Annotated in this window: 15 protein-coding genes and 1 rRNA gene; 11 read left to right on the forward strand and 5 right to left on the reverse strand. The window is 52.0% G+C overall.

The window, feature by feature from the left end:
* The 3 genes from KQI79_RS20125 to KQI79_RS20135 form a co-directional block, all read right to left on the reverse strand.
* Positions 1-122 (reverse strand): 16S ribosomal RNA (locus tag KQI79_RS20125); the annotation flags it as partial.
* A 503-nt stretch (positions 123-625) separates the two neighbouring features.
* On the reverse strand, positions 626-2,587 hold the full coding sequence (locus KQI79_RS20130) for a glycoside hydrolase family 15 protein (RefSeq protein WP_367398216.1): 1,962 nt from the start codon (positions 2,585-2,587) through the stop codon (positions 626-628).
* Between the two features lie 5 nt (positions 2,588-2,592).
* The gene (locus tag KQI79_RS20135) at positions 2,593-3,624 is read right to left on the reverse strand and encodes a LacI family DNA-binding transcriptional regulator (RefSeq protein WP_216540095.1); all 1,032 of its coding nucleotides are present in this window, start codon (positions 3,622-3,624) and stop codon (positions 2,593-2,595) included.
* Between the two features lie 463 nt (positions 3,625-4,087).
* Between KQI79_RS20135 and KQI79_RS20140 the strand changes: the two genes are divergently transcribed.
* The 5 genes from KQI79_RS20140 to KQI79_RS20160 all read left to right on the forward strand — a co-directional run bounded on the left by KQI79_RS20140 (position 4,088) and on the right by KQI79_RS20160 (position 11,113).
* Complete coding sequence (locus KQI79_RS20140; RefSeq protein WP_216540096.1) at positions 4,088-5,401, forward strand: sugar ABC transporter substrate-binding protein; 1,314 nt, start codon at positions 4,088-4,090, stop codon at positions 5,399-5,401.
* 84 nt (positions 5,402-5,485) lie between these two features.
* Positions 5,486-6,799, forward strand: coding sequence for a carbohydrate ABC transporter permease (locus KQI79_RS20145; protein ID WP_216540097.1), 1,314 nt, complete (start codon positions 5,486-5,488; stop codon positions 6,797-6,799).
* Positions 6,796-7,644, forward strand: a complete 849-nt coding sequence (locus KQI79_RS20150) for a sugar ABC transporter permease (protein WP_216540098.1) — start codon at positions 6,796-6,798, stop codon at positions 7,642-7,644. Before KQI79_RS20145 ends, KQI79_RS20150 begins: the two co-directional genes overlap by 4 nt.
* Positions 7,641-9,314: an alpha-amylase family glycosyl hydrolase gene (locus tag KQI79_RS20155; protein ID WP_253298282.1), complete on the forward strand. Its 1,674-nt coding sequence runs from the start codon at positions 7,641-7,643 to the stop codon at positions 9,312-9,314. The genes KQI79_RS20150 and KQI79_RS20155 overlap by 4 nt, the downstream gene beginning before the upstream one ends.
* A gap of 20 nt (positions 9,315-9,334) precedes the next feature.
* On the forward strand, positions 9,335-11,113 hold the full coding sequence (locus KQI79_RS20160) for an alpha-glycosidase (protein ID WP_216540099.1): 1,779 nt from the start codon (positions 9,335-9,337) through the stop codon (positions 11,111-11,113).
* Between the two features lie 852 nt (positions 11,114-11,965).
* Here the strand turns inward: KQI79_RS20160 and KQI79_RS20165 are convergent.
* Positions 11,966-13,654, reverse strand: a complete 1,689-nt coding sequence (locus KQI79_RS20165; RefSeq protein WP_216540100.1) for a PucR family transcriptional regulator — start codon at positions 13,652-13,654, stop codon at positions 11,966-11,968.
* A 99-nt stretch (positions 13,655-13,753) separates the two neighbouring features.
* The gene (locus KQI79_RS20170) at positions 13,754-14,044 is read right to left on the reverse strand and encodes a hypothetical protein (protein WP_216540101.1); all 291 of its coding nucleotides are present in this window, start codon (positions 14,042-14,044) and stop codon (positions 13,754-13,756) included.
* 33 nt (positions 14,045-14,077) lie between these two features.
* Here KQI79_RS20170 and KQI79_RS20175 point away from each other — a divergent pair, with 33 nt between their 5' ends.
* From KQI79_RS20175 to arcC, 6 genes are all read left to right on the forward strand, one after another.
* Positions 14,078-14,926 (forward strand): oxamate carbamoyltransferase subunit AllH family protein, encoded by an 849-nt coding sequence (locus KQI79_RS20175; protein WP_216540102.1) that lies wholly within the window; start codon positions 14,078-14,080, stop codon positions 14,924-14,926.
* Positions 14,927-14,929: 3 nt separating this feature from the next.
* The gene (gene fdrA / locus KQI79_RS20180; RefSeq protein WP_216540103.1) at positions 14,930-16,474 is read left to right on the forward strand and encodes an acyl-CoA synthetase FdrA; all 1,545 of its coding nucleotides are present in this window, start codon (positions 14,930-14,932) and stop codon (positions 16,472-16,474) included.
* A gap of 1 nt (position 16,475) precedes the next feature.
* Entirely contained in the window at positions 16,476-17,903 is a 1,428-nt protein-coding gene (locus KQI79_RS20185; RefSeq protein ID WP_216540104.1) for a YlbE family protein, read from the forward strand.
* A 116-nt stretch (positions 17,904-18,019) separates the two neighbouring features.
* Positions 18,020-19,567, forward strand: a complete 1,548-nt coding sequence (locus tag KQI79_RS27745) for a xanthine permease (protein WP_253298283.1) — start codon at positions 18,020-18,022, stop codon at positions 19,565-19,567.
* 54 nt (positions 19,568-19,621) lie between these two features.
* Entirely contained in the window at positions 19,622-20,983 is a 1,362-nt protein-coding gene (locus KQI79_RS20195) for a tetratricopeptide repeat protein (protein WP_253298284.1), read from the forward strand.
* Between the two features lie 90 nt (positions 20,984-21,073).
* Positions 21,074-22,078, forward strand: coding sequence for a carbamate kinase (gene arcC / locus KQI79_RS20200; RefSeq protein WP_216540106.1), 1,005 nt, complete (start codon positions 21,074-21,076; stop codon positions 22,076-22,078).
* Positions 22,079-22,226: the final 148 nt, after the last annotated feature.

Below are 22,226 nucleotides of genomic sequence, written 5' to 3' on the forward strand. Positions count from 1 at the left end.
TTACTCACCCGTCCGCCGCTAAGTTCGCTTCGTAGCAAGCTACAAAACGAACTCCGCTCGACTTGCATGTATTAGGCACGCCGCCAGCGTTCGTCCTGAGCCAGGATCAAACTCTCCATTAAGGGTTCCATCGGCAGAGCCGATAAAACCGAATATGAAAGAGCCGAATAGCTCAAAATTTCGTTGCTGACGAGAACTTGTCGTTCTCAATTATTGATTAAACGCGATCCATTTGTTCAGTTTTCAAAGAACTTACCCCGTCGACTTCATTCGCACTCGTTAACGTCGAATCACGTCGAACAGGAATTTCATCATATCAAATCGTTCTATAAAAGTCAACTTCTACTTCCTTCCAAAATGTTGGTCGGAATAGATACCATCATCCGTTCAAGCTTCGCCTGAACTTCGTTGGCGCCGCCGAAGCGACAAGAAATAATTTATCACAAATCCGCGCCGCATTTCAACACACAATTTTTTACAATTGGAAATTACGAAATGATCGGCAAAAAAAACCGCAGAACCAATGCGCTGGAGCATATTGCATTCTGCGGGTACGGCTTGCGAATTAAAGCTTGCGAATTAAAAAAATGTTACAACTAATAATATTGCGTGGGCGATCCCGACATCATTCTTGTTCCGCCAGTAAGTGAACTGTCAAAATAAACATCGCGTGCGACCAGGTAAGCGGAACGACCCAAGCCGTCTCCCCCGTCTCGCGATCGACTTGCTCGGGAAGCAACCCCATCTCCGTGCGGTGGTCGATAGCCCATTGAAGCAAAGCCCGCGCTTCCGCCGTTTGACCGTTGACGGCACGGTATTGGGCGAGCCAAAGCGTGGTTAAAATCCACGGGTTTCCTCCTATATATACATCATCCTCATAGCGCCGAATTCCTCCGACTCCGGAAACGGTTAAGCTTTGTTCGATCGTGTCGGCCGTTCGAACGGCATACGGATGGTCCGGAGAAATCACCGCAAACGGCATGGAGACGCCAAGAAGACTGACGTCGACTACATCATCGTATTGCAAACGGCAAATCGGATATCCTTTGCCGTCTTCCGCAAGCGAAACCGGCACATTCCGCGATAAAGCCTCTTCGTATTGTTCCCGCGAGATCTTCCTTTTTACTCCCCGGTAAAATATGCCCTTGTCATCATTCCAACATGAACGGACGATGCTCTCCGATATGCGCCCGGCCGACGCGCGCCATTGTGCGCCAAGTTCCTCTTCTTCCATCAGTTCGGCGAAACGCGAAGCCGCCCTTAGTCCGGCGTATACCGCGGCGGCGGAATACGTATGTTCCGCTTCCCGTTCTTCCCATAAATCGTTGCTCGGCTTTGGCAACCCCGTTTCCTCATCGATAAATTCGGCCAAAAATTGCGCGCCCGCCTTGACCGCCGACCATACTTTGCGCGCAAACGAATCCCGCTCCCGTTCGGGCAATGCGCGATAATGTTCGAACATGCCCCATAGGATCGAGCCGCCTTCATCGATTTGCAGCCCCCAGGACGGGGCAAGGCTGCCGTCGTGATAATGGCGCTGCTGCCACGAGCCGTCTGGGTCCTGCGCCGTTAACGCCCAATCGTAAAAACGGGTTGATAAATCCGTCAATCCCGCCTTATCCAGCGCGGTGGTAATAAATGCGGCGTCGCGTCCCCAACAAAAGGCATATCCCCCGCATCGCGAAAAATGTTCGTCGAATTCAGGCGCCGCAATAATGCTGCCGCTCTGTTCATCGGCCATCAGTTTCATCGCCAGCAAGGAGCGTTCGTACAGCTCGTTTATTTCAACTCCGGGAAGCGGACAAGGCTTGGCCGATTGCAAAAATCGCTTCCAATAGGCTGCCGTTTGCTCGGCCCATTGATCCGCCGTACGGCTCTTCGCATGCTGCAACGCAGCGGCCGCGGCGGCCAAACTGCTGCCGGCGGTCAAATAAACCGGCATCGTCACCGTTTGTCCCGGCGCAAGCTCGGCAAATTCCCATTCCATCGCTCCGTCCGGGGCCATTTGGATGTTATTCCCGTTTAAAGCGCCGTTCTGCGCATTATCCCACGCATCGCAAGCTTGATATTTTGTGCATACGTTTGCACCCGAAGCCATAAAAAAAACTTGATGCCGAAAGTGAACCATCGCATCGTTCTCATCGTCAAAGCGGCTTGTATGATAGAACGGGTTTTCCCCGATCATTAACGAGCTGTAAAAAATAAGCGAAAAACGAACCGGCTCCGTCCCTCGATTTGTGAATCGATAATCGAAAACAACGATATCCTGCCCGGGCACGACATAATAATGAGTCTCGACCGAAATAGGGCATCTGTCCGAATTTGCCGCAACGGCAAATATATTCGTTTGAGGTACGTATCGGGCGGCATGCTTCCAGCCGTCTTCCTCCCCGTCGAACCAACTCGTCTTGCCACCCACCCCGTCCAACCGAATTCCGCTGCGGATCGTATCGACATGCTGGGCGATATCAACATGCGGCCACCATAACCGTACCATCCTTCCCGTCTTCGTCAAAGAGGCGAGAAAACGGGAATTTCCAATAACCGCATCGATCAAGTAAGGCTTTTTGTCCAAGTAAGTGTTCACTAAGTTCAACTCCGTTTCGAAATATGATGTAATGTCGATTCGCGGATCGCCAAACGATGCGGTACGATCATTCGGTTCGGCTGAACCGCTTCGTTCTGAATTAAACGGATCAATAATTGCGAAGCCATATACCCTAACTGATAAATGCCGATATCGACACTGCTTAGCGGCGGGCTCGAAAGCTCCGACAAGTATATATTGTTGAAACTAATCAACGCCAAATCTTCCGGAACTCGAAAGCCAAGCTCCGTCAATCCGCGCATCACCCCGAACGCGACGCTGTCGTCAATGACAACCAACGCCGTCGGCCGTTCCGGTTGATTCATAAAAAAAGACATGGCCCGGTATCCGCTCTCCTGCAAAAACTCCACTTCCACGATCCATTCCGGATTCATCGGGAGCTTATGCTGTTCCATCGCTTGGCGGTACCCGGCAAGCCGATCCGAGGAAACGGTTAGATTAGGCGGCCCGCTGACGAAACCGATTCGTTCGTGTCCCTGCGAAATCAAATGCGAAGTCGCATCGTATGCCGCTTGCACGTTGTCGTTGTCGACGCAATATGCTTCCGGAACGTCCTCGCTTTTTCCGATCAAGACATATGGAAACTTGTGTTCCTGCAAAAATTGCACGATCGGATCGTTCCTGCGCGACTGCAACAAAATAATGCCGTCCACTCTACGCCCCTTTACCAATCGCGTAATCGCTTCGATTTCATCGTTCTCGCTGCTGCCGGACGTCATCAGGACGTCATATCCGTTCCGGGAGGCTTGAGTCGTGATACCGCGAATATTTTCGGCAAAAAAGTGGTTTTGAAACAACTCCTCCGCCGGCCGAGGCAAAATCATCCCGAGCGTAAAAGTTTTATTGGAAACAAGGCTTCTCGCCATAATATTGGAGTGGTAGCCCATTTCCTCCATGATGCGTTTGACCTTCGCAACCGTTTCTCTGCTGATTCTCGGATGATTCGAAAGAACGCGAGACACGGTTGAAGGCGAGACCCCCGCTCTTTTGGCTACATCTTTAATCGTAACTGACATATTATCCCTCCACAGTGCAACCGTTTGAACCAACTGTTTTCTCCATGTTAGCGCAAATATGCTGAAATGTAAATACGAAAAGCAAGTGCACATCATCGCGAAAACAGCAATGTAAATTCGTTCAATTCATTTGATATTTGCCGTAATCGGGAGAAAAGGTAAGAAATTATACGTTTTTTCCGTAAAAACCATCTGTGCAAACGATTTTACACATCAATCGATATCATGTATGATCAAACCATAAAGATAGCGTTTGCAGCGTCATTTTCTTTATGCTTTCGGCTAAAAAAGTTGGCCTTTCCGCATATTAGTACAAACGTTTGCACAAAGCGCTGTCGCCTTTACAAGCTGCGTTTCTTCAGATGCTTGCTCTTCCCGAACAGGCTCGAAGGCGAAATATCGTTAGCTTAGAAAACGAATTCGTTTCAAAGGAAACCAACAATTTTCAGGAGGGGTTCGAAAAATGAAAAGAATGCTAGTACTTATTCTAACTCTTACAATGGTGCTTACCTTGGCTGCATGCGGCGGCGGAAAGTCGGCGGAACCGCCCGTGAATTCGGGAACGCAAACGGAAGCGCCGGCACCGGAAACAGGCGGGGATAGCGAAGCCGGGGAAGACATTGAAGGGCTTGAACCTGAACCGGGCGCGACTTTGCTTATATGGGAAAGTAAAGAAGAACGACCTTTCGTGGAAGAAATTGCGAAACAGTTTACAGAAAAATACGGAATTCCTGTGAAGATGGATGAGGTCGGAGCAGGAGATCAAGTGACGAAGCTGACAAATGACGGGCCTGCCGGCCTCGGTGCGGACGTTGTACTTTTCCCTCACGACAATTTGGGCAAAGCGGTCGCAGCCGGTCTTGTTCTTCCTAATGACGTTTTTGAAGAAGAAGCGCGCAGCGCCAACTCGGAAATTGCGGTTCAAGGCGCTTCCTATGACGGAATTTTGTACGGATATCCTCGTTCCATTGAGACCTATGCGATGTTCTACAACAAAGACTTAGTGCCGAATCCTCCGAAATCTTACGATGAGGTTAAAGAATTCGCAGCAACATTTAACGATATCAAAAACAATAAATACGCCTTTATGTGGGAAATTGACAACTTCTATTTCGAATATCCATTCTTGGCTACAACGGGCGGTTATGTATTCGGAAACAACGGAACGGATAAAACCGACATCGGTCTGAACAACGAAGGAGCCGTGCAAGGCGCTAAAGTGTACGCTTCGTTAAGCAAAGACGTGCTGCCGGTCAAATCCGGTGACGTGACGTACGACATTAAAAAGGGATTATTTACCGGCGGAACGCTGGCGATGAATATTGACGGCCCTTGGGCGATCGGCGACATTCGCGCATCCGGCATTAATTTCGGAGTCGCTCCCATCCCTTCGATTGACGGAAAACCTTCCGTATCGTTCTCGGGCATCAAAGCATGGTATGTTAACTCTTACTCGAAATATCCAAATGCGGCAAGATTGTTCGCTCATTTCGCTTCCACGAAAGAAGCGCAATTGCTTGACTTCCAATTAACGGGCGCGTTGCCGGCCAATAAGGAAGCTGCGGCCGACCCGAGCGTGACGGGCGATGAAATCGTAGCAGGCTTCTTGGAGCAATTCAAAAATTCGCAGCCGATGCCAAGCATTCCGGAAATGGGAAGCGTATGGGATCCGATTAAAGCCGCTATGTCGACCGTTTGGAACGAAGGAAAAGATCCGAAAGAAGCTCTCGATAACGCAGTGAAACAAATCAATGAGTCCATTGGCGCATCAAATTAACCTAGTTTAAGTATGAATAATGGATCTCTCACCCGCTGCCGCTCCGGCGACGGGTGATTCCGTTAGAGAGGAGACCGGATGAGAATGGGCAATCATCGTAAGCAAGCAGCCTTGTTATCATTGCTCGCGCCTGGTTTGGGACAAATCTACAATAAACAGTTTATAAAAGGATTGCTGTTCCTATGTATCGATGCGTTCGGACTATATTATTTTATCGCCAATCTCGGGCATGCGCTATGGGGGCTTGCGACGCTCGGAGAAACGCCGAGCAAATTCGAAAAAGTCGGCAAAAAAGTCGTCAACGTGGCTGGAGACCACTCCATTTATTTGCTGATCGGCGGATTGATCACTGTTTTGGCGTTATTGATCTTTATCGCATTTTACATTTATGCAGTCAAAGACGCTTACGATATGGGAAAATTGCGCGAGAAAGGCGGGAAGGCCCCTTCTTTCCGTAAAAATATAGCGAGTCTGATGGATAAAAACTTCCCGCAAGTATTGTTAACCGTACCTGCGATCGGAATTTTGTTCCTAACGATTATGCCGATCATTTTTATGGTTTTGCTGGCTTTTACCAACTATTCGTCTCCCGAATATGTCCCGCCCATGAAGCTGGTCAGTTGGGTCGGATTCGATACGTTTATCAATCTGATGCAGTTGAAATCGTGGAGCAGGACGTTTTTCGGCGTGCTGCAATGGACGGTCATTTGGGCGGTAATCGCAACGGTAACGACTTACTTCGGCGGCATGTTCGTGGCAATCGTCATTCAACAGGCGGGAATCCGTTTCAAAACGCTGTGGCGGACGATTTTCATTATTCCTTACGCCATTCCCCAATTAATTTCGCTGCTGGTCATGCGCAATATGTTCAACGGGCAATTCGGGCCGATCAATCAATATTTAGGCTATTTCGGTTTGGAAAAGCTGCCTTGGCTTACCGACCCGTTCTGGGCGAAAGTGACGGTCATTATTGTCAATATGTGGGTCGGCATACCGGTCTCCATGGTGCTTATTCTAGGCGTGTTGACGGCAATTCCGAAGGATTTGTACGAAGCGGCCGAAATCGACGGGGCTAGTCCGTTGATGAAATTCAAATCGATTACGCTGCCGTATATTTTATTTACGACGGTTCCTATTCTCATTATGCAGTTCGCGGGAAACATCAATAACTTTAACGTGATCTTCCTGCTAACGAACGGCGATCCTGTCAACGGCAATTACCAGTACGCGGGAAGCACCGATTTGTTGGTTACCTGGTTGTTTAAATTAACGCTGAACAACAATAAATACAACATGGCGTCCGCAGTCGGCATTATTATTTTCCTAATTATCGCTTCCTTGTCCATTTGGAGCTACAGCAGGTCACGTTCATTTAAAGAGGAGGATATGATCCGATGAAAAAATCAAACCGGACCGGGAAATCGACATTGCGGCTGACGGCCAGTTACGTTTTTCTGATTATCGCGGCCATCTGCTGCATCTATCCTGCTTTATGGGTTTTGCTGTCTTCCTTCCGCCCCGGAACGTCCTTGTTTAGCGCTACTTTAATTCCGGAACAATTTACGCTTGCGCATTATAAGGAACTGTTCACGTCCAAAAGCATTTTGTTCGGCAAATGGTATTTGAACACGTTAAAAATAACGACGTTAAGCATGATTTTCGGCACGTTATTAGTTACCATGACGGCGTACGCATTATCGCGCTTCCGTTTCAAAGGACGCAAGTTGTCGTTAACGGTGCTGCTTGTGCTAGGGATGTTCCCCGGTTTTATGAGCATGATCGCCATTTATATTTTACTGATGCAATTGAACTTGCTCGACACGCATGCGGCTATGATTATCGTGTATACGGCGGGGGCTTCGCTGGGCGCTTTTGTATTGAAAGGCTATTTCGATTCGATTCCGAAAGACTTCGAAGAAGCGGCGCGGATCGACGGAGCGAGCCATTTGACGATCTTTGCGCGGATTATGCTTCCATTGTCCAAGCCGATGCTCACGTACGTTGCCTTAACGAACTTTGTCGGAGGCTGGGTCGATTTTATTTTTGCGCGCCTTGTACTTCGTTCCAAAGAACAATGGACGGTAGCGGTCGGCCTTTGGGATATGGTTGCGAATTTTCAAAATAGCAATTTTACGACATTCGCTGCCGGAGCCGTTTTAATCGCCCTGCCGATTACGATTCTATTCATTTTCCTGCAGCGCTTCCTTGTTGAAGGCCTGACGGCGGGAGCGTCGAAAGGATGAATTACCGGCGGACAAAAAGACGCCATTCGCGGATGGGGCGCAGAGTCTTCCCAATATTATGGGCTGTTGTGCTGATCCTTGTTACGACCGCCGCATGTTCGAACGTCGAACCCGCCGGAGGAAATGTCGGTGTTCAGAGTGAGCGGACGGCTTCCGGGAATGTGCCGGCTTTCGACGGGCTCCTTGCCGCAGCCGATCTTCACGAACAGCCTTCTACCGTCTATTATGAAATTTTCGTGCGGAGTTTTTACGATTCGAACGGCGATGGAATCGGGGATTTGCGGGGGGTGACGGAGAAGCTTGACTACTTGCAGGAATTGGGGATTGGAGGCATATGGCTCATGCCGATTCAACCGTCGCCCAGCTATCACGGTTACGATGTGACCGATTATTACGAGGTCAACCCGGAATACGGCACGATGGAGGATTTGAAGGAATTGCTGGACGAGGCGCATCGCCGCGGCATCAAAGTGCTGATGGATCTGGTCGTCAACCATACAAGTACGGAGCATCCATGGTTTCAAGCGGCCGCGGCCGATGCGGACAGCCCTTACCGGAGCTGGTACACCTGGGCCGAACCGGGACAGAAACTTGCCACCGACGGGGCTACCGGCTCGAACCCTTGGCATTCCTCCGGGAACGACCATTACTTGGGCGTGTTCTGGGAAGGAATGCCGGATTTGAATTTCGACAACCCTGAAGTACGGGCGGAAGTGATCAAGATCGGCCAATTTTGGCTTAAGCAAGGGTTTGACGGCTTCCGGCTCGATGCGGCCAAACATATCTATGAGGATTTCAAATCGAACGCAGCAAGCCAAGAAGTGAAAGAGAAAAACAAGGCGTGGTGGCAGGAATTCCGCGCCGGCTTGAACGAAGTCAATCCGAACGCCTATCTGGTCGGCGAAGTATGGGATACGACGGCTACGATCGGGCCTTATCTCAATCAAGCGCTTGATTCCTGTTTCAATTTCGATCTAGCGAAAACGATTCTGTCGAACGCCCGCTCGGAGAAAGCGTCGGATATCGGGTTTACGTTAAGCCGAAGCTACCAATTTTACAAGGAATCGTCTCAAGGAACGTTTATCGACGCTATTTTCCTTACGAATCACGATCAAAATCGGGTCATGTCCGAATTGGACGGAAAGGTAGAGCACGCCAAAATGGCCGCTTCGATCTTATTAACTCTGCCTGGGAATCCATTTATTTATTACGGCGAGGAAATCGGCATGCTTGGCATGAAACCGGACGAGCGCATTCGCGAACCGATGGTTTGGGCGGAGACGGACGACGGTTCTGCCGGAACGGGACAAACGGCGTGGATGCCCGCTTTCTACAATGAAGACGGGGGAAGCTCGGTTTCGACGCAATTGCAGGATCCGGATTCGCTTCTTCATCATTATCGCAAAATGATTCAATGGCGCAACGAACACGCCGTCTTGCAAAACGGCGATATCGTATCTTATAACGCGAACAACGCGAGCGTGCTCGCCTATGCAAGAATAACGAACCAAGAAAAGGCGCTCGTTCTGCATAATTTATCGGGCGAGCGGCAATCGGTCGCTGTACGGGATACTTCATTCTCTACGCTTGCCCTGGCCAGCGGAACGGGTGCCAAGTTATCCGACGGGCAGTTGGATCTTCCGCCCTACTCTACCGTCCTATTAAAATAACACATTTGAGGAGGATATCTATGTTCCTAGAAGCGGTTTATCATCGTCCGAAACAAAATTGGGCCTACGCATACGACCCGCAAACGATCCATTTACGGCTGCGGACGAAGCGTGCGGACGTGCAAAACGCCGAAGTCATCTATGGGGACAAATACTTGCCGTGGAATCAAATGCAAACCGTTCCCATGCGCATCATCGGTTCCGACGAACTGTTCGATTATTGGCAAGCGGAGGTGAAGCCTCCCTTCCGCCGGCTATGCTACGGATTTAAGCTGCAAGCGCGGCCGGCCGGGGGAACGCGTTCCAAGAAGCGCGATGCGGGCGAGACCGTTTGGATGACCGAGCGCGGGTTCAGCGGTGCAGCTCCGGACATGCACCTCGGGCTGTTCGAATTCCCGTTCCTTAACCCGGGCGACGTATTCCAACCGCCGGCCTGGGTCAAGGATGCGGTCTTCTATCAAATTTTCCCCGAACGCTTCGCGAACGGAGATCCGACTAACGATCCGGAAGGCGCGGAGCCTTGGGGCGGCGAACCGACGCCTTATAATTTCTTCGGCGGGGATTTGCAGGGCGTGATCGATCACCTCGATTATTTGGCGGATTTAGGCATTACCGCAATCTATTTCACGCCGATCTTCGAGGCGACGACAAATCATAAATACGACACGCGCGATTACTTCAAGGTCGATCCGCATTTCGGCTCGAACGAAACGTTGAAAATATTAGTGTCGGAATGCCATCGCCGCGGCATTCGCGTCTTGCTGGACGCGGTCTTCAATCATAGCGGCGGCACGTTCGCGCCGTTTCTCGATGTGAAGGAAAAGGGCGAGCATTCGAAGTATAAAGACTGGTTCCATGTACGGCAATTCCCGCTCGAAGTGATCGACAATGTGCCGACGTACGACACCTTCGCCTTTGAGCCGCATATGCCGAAGCTTAATACGGAGCATCCGGAAGTGAAGGAATATTTGCTCAAGGTGGCCCGTTACTGGATCGAGGAAGTCGGCATCGACGGATGGCGCCTGGATGTCGCCAACGAGGTGGATCACCAATTTTGGCGGGAGTTCCGTAAAACGGTGAAAGGCGTTAACCCGGACGCTTACATTCTAGGAGAGCTGTTTCACGAAGGGATGATGTGGCTGCAAGGAGACCAGTTCGACGCTTTGATGAACTACCCGTTTACGAACGCGGTGCTGGACTTCTTCGCGCTGGGCCGGACGGACGGCGCGACGTTCGCGGGCAATATTTATTCGCAACTGTTCCGTTATCCGCTGCAAGCGAACGAGGCCACGTTCAATCTGCTCGACAGCCACGACACCGCTCGTTTATTGACGCTATGCGAAGGCGACAAGCGCAAAATGATGCTGGCGGCGGCGTTCCAGCTCACGTTCCTTGGAACGCCATGCATCTATTACGGCGATGAAATCGGTTTGACCGGCGGACACGATCCGGGTTGCCGCAAATGCATGGAATGGGACGAGTCGAAGCAGGATCGCGAGCTGCATGCGTTTTACCGGCAGACGATCGCGCTGAGACATCGGTATGCCGCGCTGCGCAACGGGGAATTCCGCTTCCTGCATGCCAAAGCGAACGACTCGCGGCTCGTGTACGAACGTTGGAACGACCAGGATCATTTCGTCATTGCGATGAATGCCGGCAAACGTGCGCGCACGATCGACATGGCGCTGCCGGAAGGAGTATGGAACGACGAATTGAGCGGAGAAGCGATTGCCGTCGAAGGGCGGAAGGCTAAATTATCGCTGCCGCCGTACGGTTACAGGATTTTGCATAAAGTTTAGTGGAAAATAATGAGGAGCTGTCTGAAGAAATATCTCTGACGGCTCCTTTTTGCTCCGTTTACCGGGGCACGGCGTGACGACCTGCACTTCCGCATTCTAACTAACCGGGCACGGCAATCTACACTTCCTCAATCTAACTAACCGGTGCACGGCGATCTACACTTCCCACACTCTAACTAACTCCAAAAACCGGCGTTAATTTGTAGCTAAACGGCTGTATCACCTCATTATCGCCAAAAACTACCGCTATTTCATGGAAAATCTATACATCTGCCAAACCTGCCAAATTTAGCTCCAGGAAATACCGCTATTTCTCTCTCACCGGTCCAAATCAACAAATTAACTCCATATTTTACCTTTAATAGTTTTTTCAAAAGTGTAAACCTTGCGAAAAACCTTTTGGCGTGCTCGCGAACTCCGAAGTGACCTCTTTTTTACGCCTTTTGTCAAAATCCCTCTCGCTCAGGCCTGAGGGGCGCATCAATTGCTATAAAGTTAATAAAGAACGAATCGCCAGTTTGGCCGGCGAACCCGGGACAAGAAATGGGATTGCTGTTTATGCCGGCATGTTCACAACAAAATCGTTGCGACCGGCTCTCTGAACGAGAGGGATGTCGACGAACGGATTGAGACTGAACAAAGGGGATATCGACGAACGGAAAGACACTGAGCAAAAGGGATGTCGACGAACAGAATGAGACTGAACAAAGGGGATATCGACGAACGGGTTGACACTGAGCAAAAGGGATGTCGACGAACGGAATGAGACTGAACAAAGGGGATATCGACAAAGGAGGAAAAGCAATCGTACAAATTGCTATAACGAGAGCGAATCCCCCCTACCCTATCCCCCTATCCTTTATTCAACAAACGGAAAATTTTCAACGCCAACTGGATTTGCAGAAGTTCCTCCGCATTTTTCAAATCGGTATGCAATAGTTCCTTGATTTTGTCGATGCGGTAAATAAACGTGTTGCGGTGAATAAACATCGCTTTGGCGGCCGCGCTTACATTTTGTTGATGGGCGAAGTAATACTCCAAGGTGTCGATCAGGCTGACGCCGTGCTCTTGATCGTAATCGCGCACCGCTCCCAACGTTTGCAGGAAGAAGCTTTCCATGTCCGGAATTTTCATATTCGTATCCAGCAGGTGATATACGCCGTAGTCGTCGAAATGGGAGACCGCTTTCGTATCCTTAAACCTCAACATCAGCCGGATCGTCTCATGGGCGTCGGAGAAGCTCTTGTGCAGCGAATAGATCGACGGGTACTCCCGGCCGATTCCGATGCGGAACGTCGTGTTGTTTATTTTCCCGGCAAGCAGGCCGTACAGTTCTTGAGCGAAAGATTTCGCTTCGCTGATCGGGACGGGCGGTTTGTTCTCGTTTCGACCGATCAAAACGATGATCTGATTGTTCTTGTAGTAGCAAGTCAACTCCCCTGCCGCTTTACCGGACATGCCGTAGATGAGATCGGCGCATTTTTTGGCCGTATGCTCGAGTTCGTACCTGCGATGGACCATATCTTCATAGGTTGCATCGGGTTCGATATGAACGACAATGCAATAATAGGAATAGTCTACCTTCAGGCCATGCAAATCGGACAAGCTTTGCAGCGTTTCCGCGGATGTAATTTTGCCGGTAAGCAGATCGTCGAAGAAATCTTGCCTGATTCGCAGTTTGACTGCGGTAATCTCCCTCGCCTTGATCCGATCGAGCGCCAAGATGGTCGCCGCGTGCTCCAACGCCACATAATCGAACTCCTCCAACCCGCGCACCGTTTGCAGCACGACAATATAACCGTATACATAATCGGTTACGGCGATCGGCATAATATGGCATTTGATTTCCAGCCCGTTCGCGCAGTACATGCGTTTGATCGATTTTTTGATGTCGCTGATATATTTAGGGATCGTATCCGTGAAAGCGAGCGGGAACGCCGGCCTGTTCTTGGCCAGATGCAGAAATTGCGCAAGCGGCGTACCGTTGTCTTTACGGTCCGTATAATGAAGCAAATTCCAATCCCGATCCAGAATGACGACCGGATTGCGGATCGTATCCGACAATTCCGCCGAAATCTGCTCGAGCCCCCCTCCTTCCAGGGCGATTCGAAACAAATCGTTATGGAGATCGAGCGATCTGCGGTTCAGCGCGTCGTAATCCGCATTCGTTTTCTCGTTAATGATTGCGATCACCCGCGACAATGTATATTCGAAAGGCAATTCCAGCAGCGGAAGCCCGTACTTGTTCGCCAAATCGATCATGTTCTTAGGAAGTCGGTCAAAATAACGTTTCATCTTGATGCATAAGCCGGCGCAATTAATTTCCGCCAACTCTCTAATGACTCTATTTTGCAATTCTTCGCTGTCTTTAAAAATATACCCTGTCGATAGCAGCAGTTCGTTCGAGGTGAGCCAGTCGAAGACATCCGGATTTTCGATAATATTGACTATCGAAATTTCGTTGTCCAGCCCCTTCTCCCCCGCAACGATTTTGATGCCGTCGATCGCTTTAATTTTGAGCAGTTCTCTTACCGTCAACATCCATCGCACGCTCCTTCGGTTTCCCCATTGTGCAATATGCCCAGTGGAAATCGATTCTTTTTAGTCTCGCTGTACAATGACGATTACGCTGATAAACATCTACAATAATGGTGTCAGGCACGGTTTGTGAAAGACCGCGAAAGATTTTGTGTAATATTTCACAAAGTTTTCAAAAAGTAAAGAGAGCTGACCAAGTTTCTGCCATGTATCTGCTTTTATTCTAGCACCTTCGCCCATGCTCGGGCAATAGATTTCACTGATCCAAAAAGGTGCAAGCGGCTTTCGATAGGAATTGCGCCTGACCGGAAAAGCTACTTCATCACATGCAAAGGAGGGGAAATCCGCCTGATCATCAATCGCGAAGCAAGCCGGGTCGACAGAACGCTTCATGTAAGCGCTGCAACGTCCGGAGACGCGGCATTCATGCAACGTATACGAAATTCCGCATTCCTTGGATCCGTCCACAGCCGGTTCGATCGAACCGTTAACGTGCAATGTACTGAAAACGGCGAATTGTACACGATTGCGGCTTGCACGATCGATAACGGGCCCAATACGATCGTGATCCGGGCCGGCCGTTTATCCGGATTGGGCATTGCCGCCGGCGATCGAGTCTATGCGGATCGTGCGATGCTGTACGTGGAACGCAAACTGGCCGTCTCGATCGCTGATGCCGCAGCATGGAAAAGCGCGCTCCCGAACTATCCGCTCGACGATCGGCGTCTCAGGCGCAATCTGATCGCCGCGAAAGCATTTGTAGAACTGGAAGGCAAAAACGGCGGCATGAAACGAGCGGCAGCCCGAGACAATCTGTTCGATGCGGAAGTCTCCAAACGGTTGGAGGAACGTTCCTCCTCTCTTCTCTTCGCTTTATCGAAGGGCGATACGGCAGGCGCAAGGGACCATGCGCTAACATTAATCGGTCTCGGTCCGGGGCTGACCCCTTCGGGCGACGATTATTTGCTCGGTTTGTTTACCATTGTCAACTTGCCGAACAGCCCGCTTCGGCGGTATCGGCCGCTCTGCGCGGATATCGCAAACGAGGCGGCCGGGCTGACGAATCCGATCAGCCATATGGGTTTGATCAAAGCGGCGGCCGGCCAAGTAAGGGAGTCCGTCGTCGAACTGCTCCGCTCGTTAACGGACGGCGATCCGGAACAAGCGATTCGCAGTTTGAAGGCGGTGCTAAACATCGGATCCTCGTCCGGAACGGATATCGCGATGGGACTGATACACGGTTTGGAACTGATAGCACAACATAGATGGAGGTAAGATATGGCGACCAAAATTGTAATTAAAAAGAACACTTACTTTGATTCCGTCTCTCTCATGTCGTTGTCGACGAAAGCGAATCGGATGGAAGGCGTGGATCAAGCCTTTATCGCGATGGGAACGGAAATGAATAAAGAAGTATTGCGAAATGTCGGTTTAATGACTCCTGAGCTGGAGGAAGCGAAAAACAGCGACTTGATGATCGTCGTCAAGACGGTATCCGACGAGCTGACGGAAAGCGTTTACGAAGAGGTCGAGCGGTTATTCGACAAAAAGGACGCCGGCACAGGAACGAGCGAAATCAAGTATTCCACGCTCGACTCGGCGGCAAGCGCGATCCCCGACGCCAATCTGGCGGTCATCTCGGTCAATGGCGCTTACGCGGCCCGTGAAGCGAAGAAAGCGTTGGAACGCGGCCTGCATGTCATGCTGTTCAGCGACAATGTCAGCGTGGACGAGGAAGTGGAGTTGAAGACGATCGCGCATGAACGCGGGCTGCTCATGATGGGCCCGGACTGCGGCACGGCCATAATCGGCAATACCGGATTATGCTTTGCCAACGCCGTACGGAAAGGGAGCATCGGCATTGTCGGCGCCTCCGGCACCGGAAGCCAGGAAGTGAGCGTGCGCATTCACGATTTCGGCGGCGGCGTGTCGCAATTGATCGGCACGGGCGGCAGAGATTTGAGCGAACGCGTAGGCGGCATTATGATGCTCGACGGCATGAGAGCGTTGAACGAGGATCAGGCGACGAAAGTCATCGTACTCGTCTCCAAACCGCCTGCCAAGAGCGTGGAACAGAAAGTGCTGGCCGAAATCAAGAGCATGAGCAAACCGGTCGTCGTCTGCTTTATCGGCGGTTCCGAAGAAGCTGTCGTTCAGGCGGGCGGACATTTCGCCAAGACGACCAAAGAAGCGGCGCTGAAGGCGGTTATTTTATCGGGCGTCGATGAAAGCACGATCGATAAGCATCCGCTCAATCTGCCGCTGATTGAAGAGATCAAAGCCAAGCTGAAGCCGGAGCAGAAATATATCCGCGGATTGTTCTGCGGCGGTACGCTCTGCGACGAGGCGATGTACTTGGCCATGGAGAAATATGCGGACGTCTACAGCAATATTCCAAAAAGCCCGGAATACCGGCTTGCCGATATTCATACGAGCCAGGCGCATACGTTTATCGACTTCGGGGACGACGAATTTACGAACGGCAAGCCGCATCCGATGATCGACCCGTCCACGCGGATCGAACGATTTATGCGGGAAGCGAAGGACCCGTCGGTCGGCGTCATTCTGATGGACTTCGTACTGGGCTTCGGATCGCATGAAGATCCTGTCGGCGTCATGCTCCCTGCGATTACGGAAGCGAAGCGGCTGGCCGAACAAGAAGGAAGGCATCTCGAAATTGTCGGCTATGTGTTAGGCACCGATCTGGACACCCCTTCGGTCGGCGAGCAATTGGAAAAGCTGGTTGCCGCGGGAGTTACCTATGCCAGCAGCAGTACGAACGCCGGACTTCTGGCCAGAGGCTTCGTTGAGAAAGGAGTATAATATGAACAACATTAACCAACTATTCGATCGCGAACTTCACGTCATCAACGTCGGTTTGGAAATGTTCAAGGACGATTTGATTAAGCAAAAAACGAAGGTTACGCATTTGGAGTGGAAACCGCCGGGCGGCGGCAAGCCCGAATTGATCGCCGCGCTCGACAAGCTGGAACGGCCCGATATCTTGGCGAAAATCGAAGCGGCCAACAAGTTGGCGGTGGAACGGATTATCCGGTCGCAACCGGTATTGACCGGGTTCGACCAAGCGATCAATGTCGTGCCGGGCATGACCAAAACGACGATTCTGCATGCCGGACCGCCGATCGATTGGGAACGTATGAGCTGTCCGATGAAGGGCGCCGTTACCGGCGCGCTCGTGTTCGAAGGGCTCGCGAGCAATTTGGAGGAAGCGGCGCAGCTTGCCGCATCCGGGGAAATTACGTTCTCGCCGTGCCATGAGCATAACTGCGTCGGCTCCATGGCGGGCGTCACTTCGGCCTCCATGTTCATGCATATCGTCGAGAACAAAACGTATGGCAACGTCGCCTACACGAATCTAAGCGAACAATTGTCCAAAATATTGCGGATGGGCGCCAATGACGAGACGGTCATCGCCCGGCTCAACTGGATGAGAGACGTGCTCGGCCCTATGCTGCGGGACGCGATGAAGCTGTCCGAGAACGGCATCGATCTGCGCCTGATGCTGGCGCAGGCGCTTCATATGGGCGACGAATGCCATAACCGGAACAATGCCGGGACGACCTTGCTTATCCAGGCGTTGACGCCGCTTATTTTGCAAACGAATTACAGCACGCAGGACAAAATTGACGTATTCCAATTCGTCGCAAGCAGCGATTACTTTTCCGGGCCGACTTGGATGGCATTATGCAAATGCGCGCTCGACGCGGCGCATGGCATCGAGAACAGCACGATCGTCACGACCATGGCCCGCAACGGCGTGGAATTCGGCATCCGCGTGAGCGGCGCGCCGGGCAACGTCTGGTTTACCGGCCCCGCCCAGAAGGTGGTCGGACCGATGTTCGCCGGCTATAAGCCGGAAGATGCGGGGCTCGACATCGGCGACAGCGCCATTACGGAAACGTACGGCATCGGCGGGTTCGCGATGGCAACCGCGCCGGCGATCGTGGCGCTGGTCGGCGGAACGGTCGACGAAGCGCTTAACTATTCTACGCAAATGAAGGAAATTACGACGGCCGAAAATCCGAACGTCACGATCCCGCTTTTGAATTTCCAAGGCGTTCCGACAGGCATCGATATTCGCAAGGTCGTCCAAACGGGCATTATGCCTGTCATTAATACGGCGATTGCGCATAAAGAACCGGGAATCGGCATGATCGGCGCCGGCATTACCCATCCGCCGTCAGATTGCTTCGAGAAAGCGCTGCTTGCGTTAAGCGAACGGATCGGGTAGCGGATTCCCTGGCATCGCCCCTCTCCCCTGCCGCCGGTTCTCCTGCGGCGGGAGAGAGAATCGCATTCCCGGCATTTGACCTACTATTCACCGACCTACCTTAAGGAGGCAATGACATGGACAAAGCATTAAAGGGATTGTTATGGAAACGAGGCGATTGGGCCGCCTACTTCGGCTTGCTCGCCAACAATTTAACCAATCTGTTGACAATGGCTTCATTATTGTTATTTGTAGTAGGTTTTCCCGACGATATGGTCTACGGCAGAATCGTGCCCGCTTTCGGTCTCTCGATCTTTCTCGCCAGCATGGCTTACGGCTACTTCGGGTACAAGCTTGCCAAGACAAGCGGGAGACTCGACGTGACGGCTTTGCCGTCCGGTCCTAGCGCTCCCTCCATTTTTACCGTTACATTTCTCGTTATTTTGCCGGTATACCAGCAAACCAACAACGCGCAATTTGCGTTCCAGATCGCATTGGTATGGTGTTTCTTCGAAGCGCTCATCTTAATTGCGGGCTCGTTCCTCGGCGACTTTATTCGCAAAATGGTTCCGAGAACCGTATTGCTGTCCTGTTTATCCGGTCTCGGACTGCTGCTGCTCGCCATGAATCCGATGCTGCAATCTTTTGAAACGCCTGTTGTCGCATTTGTCGTTTTGATCATTATTTTTATTAACTGGTTCGGCAAATCTCCGATATTCAAAAAAATACCGACAGGCTTTCTCCTGCTGGCGGTAGGTACGGCTCTAGCCTGGATCTTCGGCTTACAAAGCCCGGAAGCGATTACAGCGGCGCTGCATACGCTCGGGTTCAACCCGCCTGAAGTGCATGTCGTCAGCTTATTCCAAGGGATCCCGCATGCCCTTCCTTATCTGGCATCGGCCGTTCCGCTCGGACTGGCGAACTATATTTTCGACTTGGAAAATATCGAGAGCGCGCATGCCGCGGGCGATTCCTACAATACCCGCAAAGTCATGCTAGGCAACGGCATTGCCTCGAGCATCGGCGCCTTTGCCGGCAATCCCTTCCCCGTAACCGTCTATATCGGGCATGCAGGCTGGAAATCGATCGGCGCCGGAATAGGGTATACGGTGGCATCCGGCTTATCCATGCTAATTATCGCCCTCTTCGGGATCGGAGCGCTGCTGCTGGCGGTCATTCCGGTCGTCGCCATCGTTCCGATATTGGTCTACGTAGGCGTCGTAACGGCGAACCAAGTCGTGCGCGAAACGCCTAAAATCGAAGTGCCGGTCATATTTATCACCTTATTCCCTTGGATTGCGAACTGGGCGTTGTCGCTGGCCAATAACGTGTTGACGGCGGCGCAAACGACGGCGGCCAAAGTCGGCATCGATACGCTGAGCGCGAAGGGCGTTTATTACAACGGTCTGGTTCATTTGGGGAACGGCGCGCCGCCGAGCAGCATTATGTGGGGCTCGATCGCCATCTTCGCCATCTTGAACCGGCCGCTGCGCGCCGCTACGTTCGCCGTCATTGCGGCGGGATTGTCGCTCTTCGGCATTATCCATGCGCCGACGGTCGGATTTGCGCAGGAAGCGCTGATGCCGTTCGTATATGCTTATTTGATGGTTGCCGCTCTGTTCGTTTATAAACATTTTGCAGACCGCAACGACCCGGAGAAGCAATTGGCTGCTTCAGAGGCTTAAGGGGCTTCATAGGTTGCATAGATCATGAATTTACGGAAAAAGGGGGCTACACGCATGAATAACGAATCATGGGATATCGAGTTGATTCATGCCAGCGAACAAGGAAATATGGAAATCGTCGAGCGGCTATTGGACAAAGGAGCCTCCGTCCATGCGCAGGACGCAAACGGCCGCACCGCCTTGATGGCGGCGACGCAAGCCAACCGGATCGATGTGGCCGCAAGGCTGATCGAGGCGGGAAGCGACGTGAACGCGAGAGATATTACGATGTTAACCCCTTACCTCTGTGCCGGGGCGAACGGGTTTCATGAAATATTGCGTTTGACGCTGGCTGCCGGAGCGGATATTGCAAGCGTCAACCGCTTTGGAGGAACGGCGCTGCTGCCGTCCAGCGAAAAAGGCTATTTGCGAACCGTTCAAGTATGCCTGGAGGCGGGAATTGCGGTCAACCACGCCAACCAGTTGGGCTGGACCGCGCTGCTGGAGGCGGTCGTTCTCGGCAACGGCGGACGCCTGTACTCCGATATCGTCCAGTTGCTGGTCGAGGCAGGCGCGGATATTGATATGCCGGATCGCGACGGCAAATCGGCGCTGCAGCATGCGGAAGAAATGAAGCAAGACAAGGTTGCGGCGATATTGCGGAAGCAGTATGCGGAGGATCGGCCGGCCGTTCGGGAAGCGCGCCGTTTGGCGCTCGCCGGCCGGTACGATGAAACTGTTGCCGAAATCGATCGGGCGCTGGCGTCAGACAGCGGCAATACGGATTTATTGTATTACAAGGGCTTTTGTCTGGGAGAGTTGAAGCAGTATGAAGAAGCGCTCGCCGTTTATCGTCAAGCGCTTGAAGCCGACGCGGACGATCTCGATTTCTATTTTTATACGGCAAACGCCTTGCGGATGATGAAAAAGCCCGAAGAAGCGCTGAAGGAATATGATAAAGCGATCGCGCTGAACCCGGTCGAGACGTTCTACCGCTATCATAAATCGAATTACTTGCGCGAATTGGGACGGCATGAAGAGGCTGTCGGCGAAATGGATCGTCTGCTCGCCCGGCAACCTCATCGATACGACTTCTCGTTCCATAAGGCGAACAGCCTCCGATCGCTTGGCCGGCATCGGGAAGCGGCCGCGGCGATCGAGAATGCGATTGCGGCCGACCCGACCAATCCTTTATATCATTTGCACCGATCGCAATCGCTCGCCTTGCTGGGAAGCTATGAAGAGGCCGTCAAGGAGATCGAGACCGCGATCGGCTACAATCCCGCCAATGCGGATTATTACTGCGAGAAAGCTCATTCCTTGCATGCGTTGGGGCGGCAGGAAGAAGCGCTGGCCGCCATCAGTCTGGCGTTATCCGCGGATCCCGGTCACGGCCGGGCGAACCGCATGCGCCGGGAATTGCTCGGCGAACGTTAACTGCAATACGATTCGTTCGAACGCTGTGCGTTAACACTGTCGAATACACTTTTGCAAAAATAGAACCATTCATCGCTTAGGAGGGGTACAGTGGGGAAATTTGTTGTGGTAGCGATCGGCGGCAACTCCTTGGTGAAGGATCACGGCCGCGAATCGGTTCAAGATCAATACGAAGCCGTATGTGAAATCGCCGCCAACATCGCCGATATGGTGCAGGAAGGCGTCGACGTTGTCGTTACCCACGGCAACGGTCCGCAGGTCGGGTTTGCGCTGCGAAGAAGCGAACTGGCCCATGAAGCCGCGGGCATGGATGCCGTGCCGCTCGTCAATTGCGTGGCGGATACGCAAGGCGGTATCGGCTATCAAATTCAACAAGCGCTGACGAATGAATTCATTCGCCGTAATATCGACAAGAAGGTCGCCACAGTCGTGACGCAGGTGGAGGTTAGCGGCGACGATCCCAATTTCCGCCATCCGACCAAGCCGGTCGGCTCCTTCTTCACGCTCGAGCAGGCCGAAGAGATGAAGCGCGAGAATCCGGATTGGATCATGGCCGAAGACGCCGGACGCGGATACCGCCGCGTCGTTCCGTCGCCGCAACCGATCGATATTGTGGAAAAGGATGTCATCAAATCGCTGCTCGAATCCGGTTATGTGGTGATCGCCGTCGGCGGCGGAGGCATTCCGGTCGTCAAAACGGAGCGGCAAACGTATAACGGCATCGACGCCGTCATCGACAAAGACTTCGCGACCAGTCTGCTGGCCGGCCAAATCGATGCGGAAGCGCTGATCATTACGACGGGCGTGCCCCAAGTCTTCATTCATTACGGCAAGCCGAATCAGCAAGCGCTCGAGGAAATTACGGTCGAGGAGACCCGAACGTTTATGGAGGAAGGGCATTTTCCGGCGGGAAGCATGCTGCCGAAGATCGAAGCAAGCCTCCGCTTCCTGGAAAAGCCGGGCCGCAGAGTGATCATTACGAATCCGGAACATCTGGGGGATGCGATCCGGAACAAGGCCGGCACGCATATTGTCAATCAAGGCAAAGGCGGAAAGGAACAGGTGGAAGCCGGACGGCATGTAACCGGCCTCTAAAGGTGAAATAGGTCAACCGGGACGATCCGGTTGGCTTATTTTTTTGGTGAAGTGTCGCCGTGCGCTTTAACATTAAATAACCGGCCTTTGGCTTGCTGAATGAAGGGGATATCGACAAACGGACATCTTGATCAAATTAATCGCAACA

The sequence above is a fragment of the Paenibacillus sp. MSJ-34 genome, assembly GCF_018918005.1.
In the GTDB taxonomy this organism is placed as follows: Bacteria; Bacillota; Bacilli; order Paenibacillales; family Paenibacillaceae; genus MSJ-34.

Excerpts from the sequence above, each read along its gene's own strand:
- KQI79_RS20135 (WP_216540095.1), bottom strand. The coding sequence starts at position 3,624 with ATGTCAGTTACGATTAAAGATGTAGCCAAAAGAGCGGGGGTCTCGCCT.
- KQI79_RS20140 (WP_216540096.1), top strand. The coding sequence starts at position 4,088 with ATGAAAAGAATGCTAGTACTTATTCTAACTCTTACAATGGTGCTTACC.
- KQI79_RS20145 (WP_216540097.1), top strand. The coding sequence starts at position 5,486 with ATGGGCAATCATCGTAAGCAAGCAGCCTTGTTATCATTGCTCGCGCCT.
- KQI79_RS20150 (WP_216540098.1), top strand. The coding sequence starts at position 6,796 with ATGAAAAAATCAAACCGGACCGGGAAATCGACATTGCGGCTGACGGCC.
- KQI79_RS20155 (WP_253298282.1), top strand. The coding sequence starts at position 7,641 with ATGAATTACCGGCGGACAAAAAGACGCCATTCGCGGATGGGGCGCAGA.
- KQI79_RS20160 (WP_216540099.1), top strand. The coding sequence starts at position 9,335 with ATGTTCCTAGAAGCGGTTTATCATCGTCCGAAACAAAATTGGGCCTAC.
- KQI79_RS20165 (WP_216540100.1), bottom strand. The coding sequence starts at position 13,654 with ATGTTGACGGTAAGAGAACTGCTCAAAATTAAAGCGATCGACGGCATC.
- KQI79_RS20170 (WP_216540101.1), bottom strand. The coding sequence starts at position 14,044 with ATGAAGCGTTCTGTCGACCCGGCTTGCTTCGCGATTGATGATCAGGCG.
- KQI79_RS20175 (WP_216540102.1), top strand. The coding sequence starts at position 14,078 with ATGCAACGTATACGAAATTCCGCATTCCTTGGATCCGTCCACAGCCGG.
- fdrA (WP_216540103.1), top strand. The coding sequence starts at position 14,930 with ATGGCGACCAAAATTGTAATTAAAAAGAACACTTACTTTGATTCCGTC.
- KQI79_RS20185 (WP_216540104.1), top strand. The coding sequence starts at position 16,476 with ATGAACAACATTAACCAACTATTCGATCGCGAACTTCACGTCATCAAC.
- KQI79_RS27745 (WP_253298283.1), top strand. The coding sequence starts at position 18,020 with ATGGACAAAGCATTAAAGGGATTGTTATGGAAACGAGGCGATTGGGCC.
- KQI79_RS20195 (WP_253298284.1), top strand. The coding sequence starts at position 19,622 with ATGAATAACGAATCATGGGATATCGAGTTGATTCATGCCAGCGAACAA.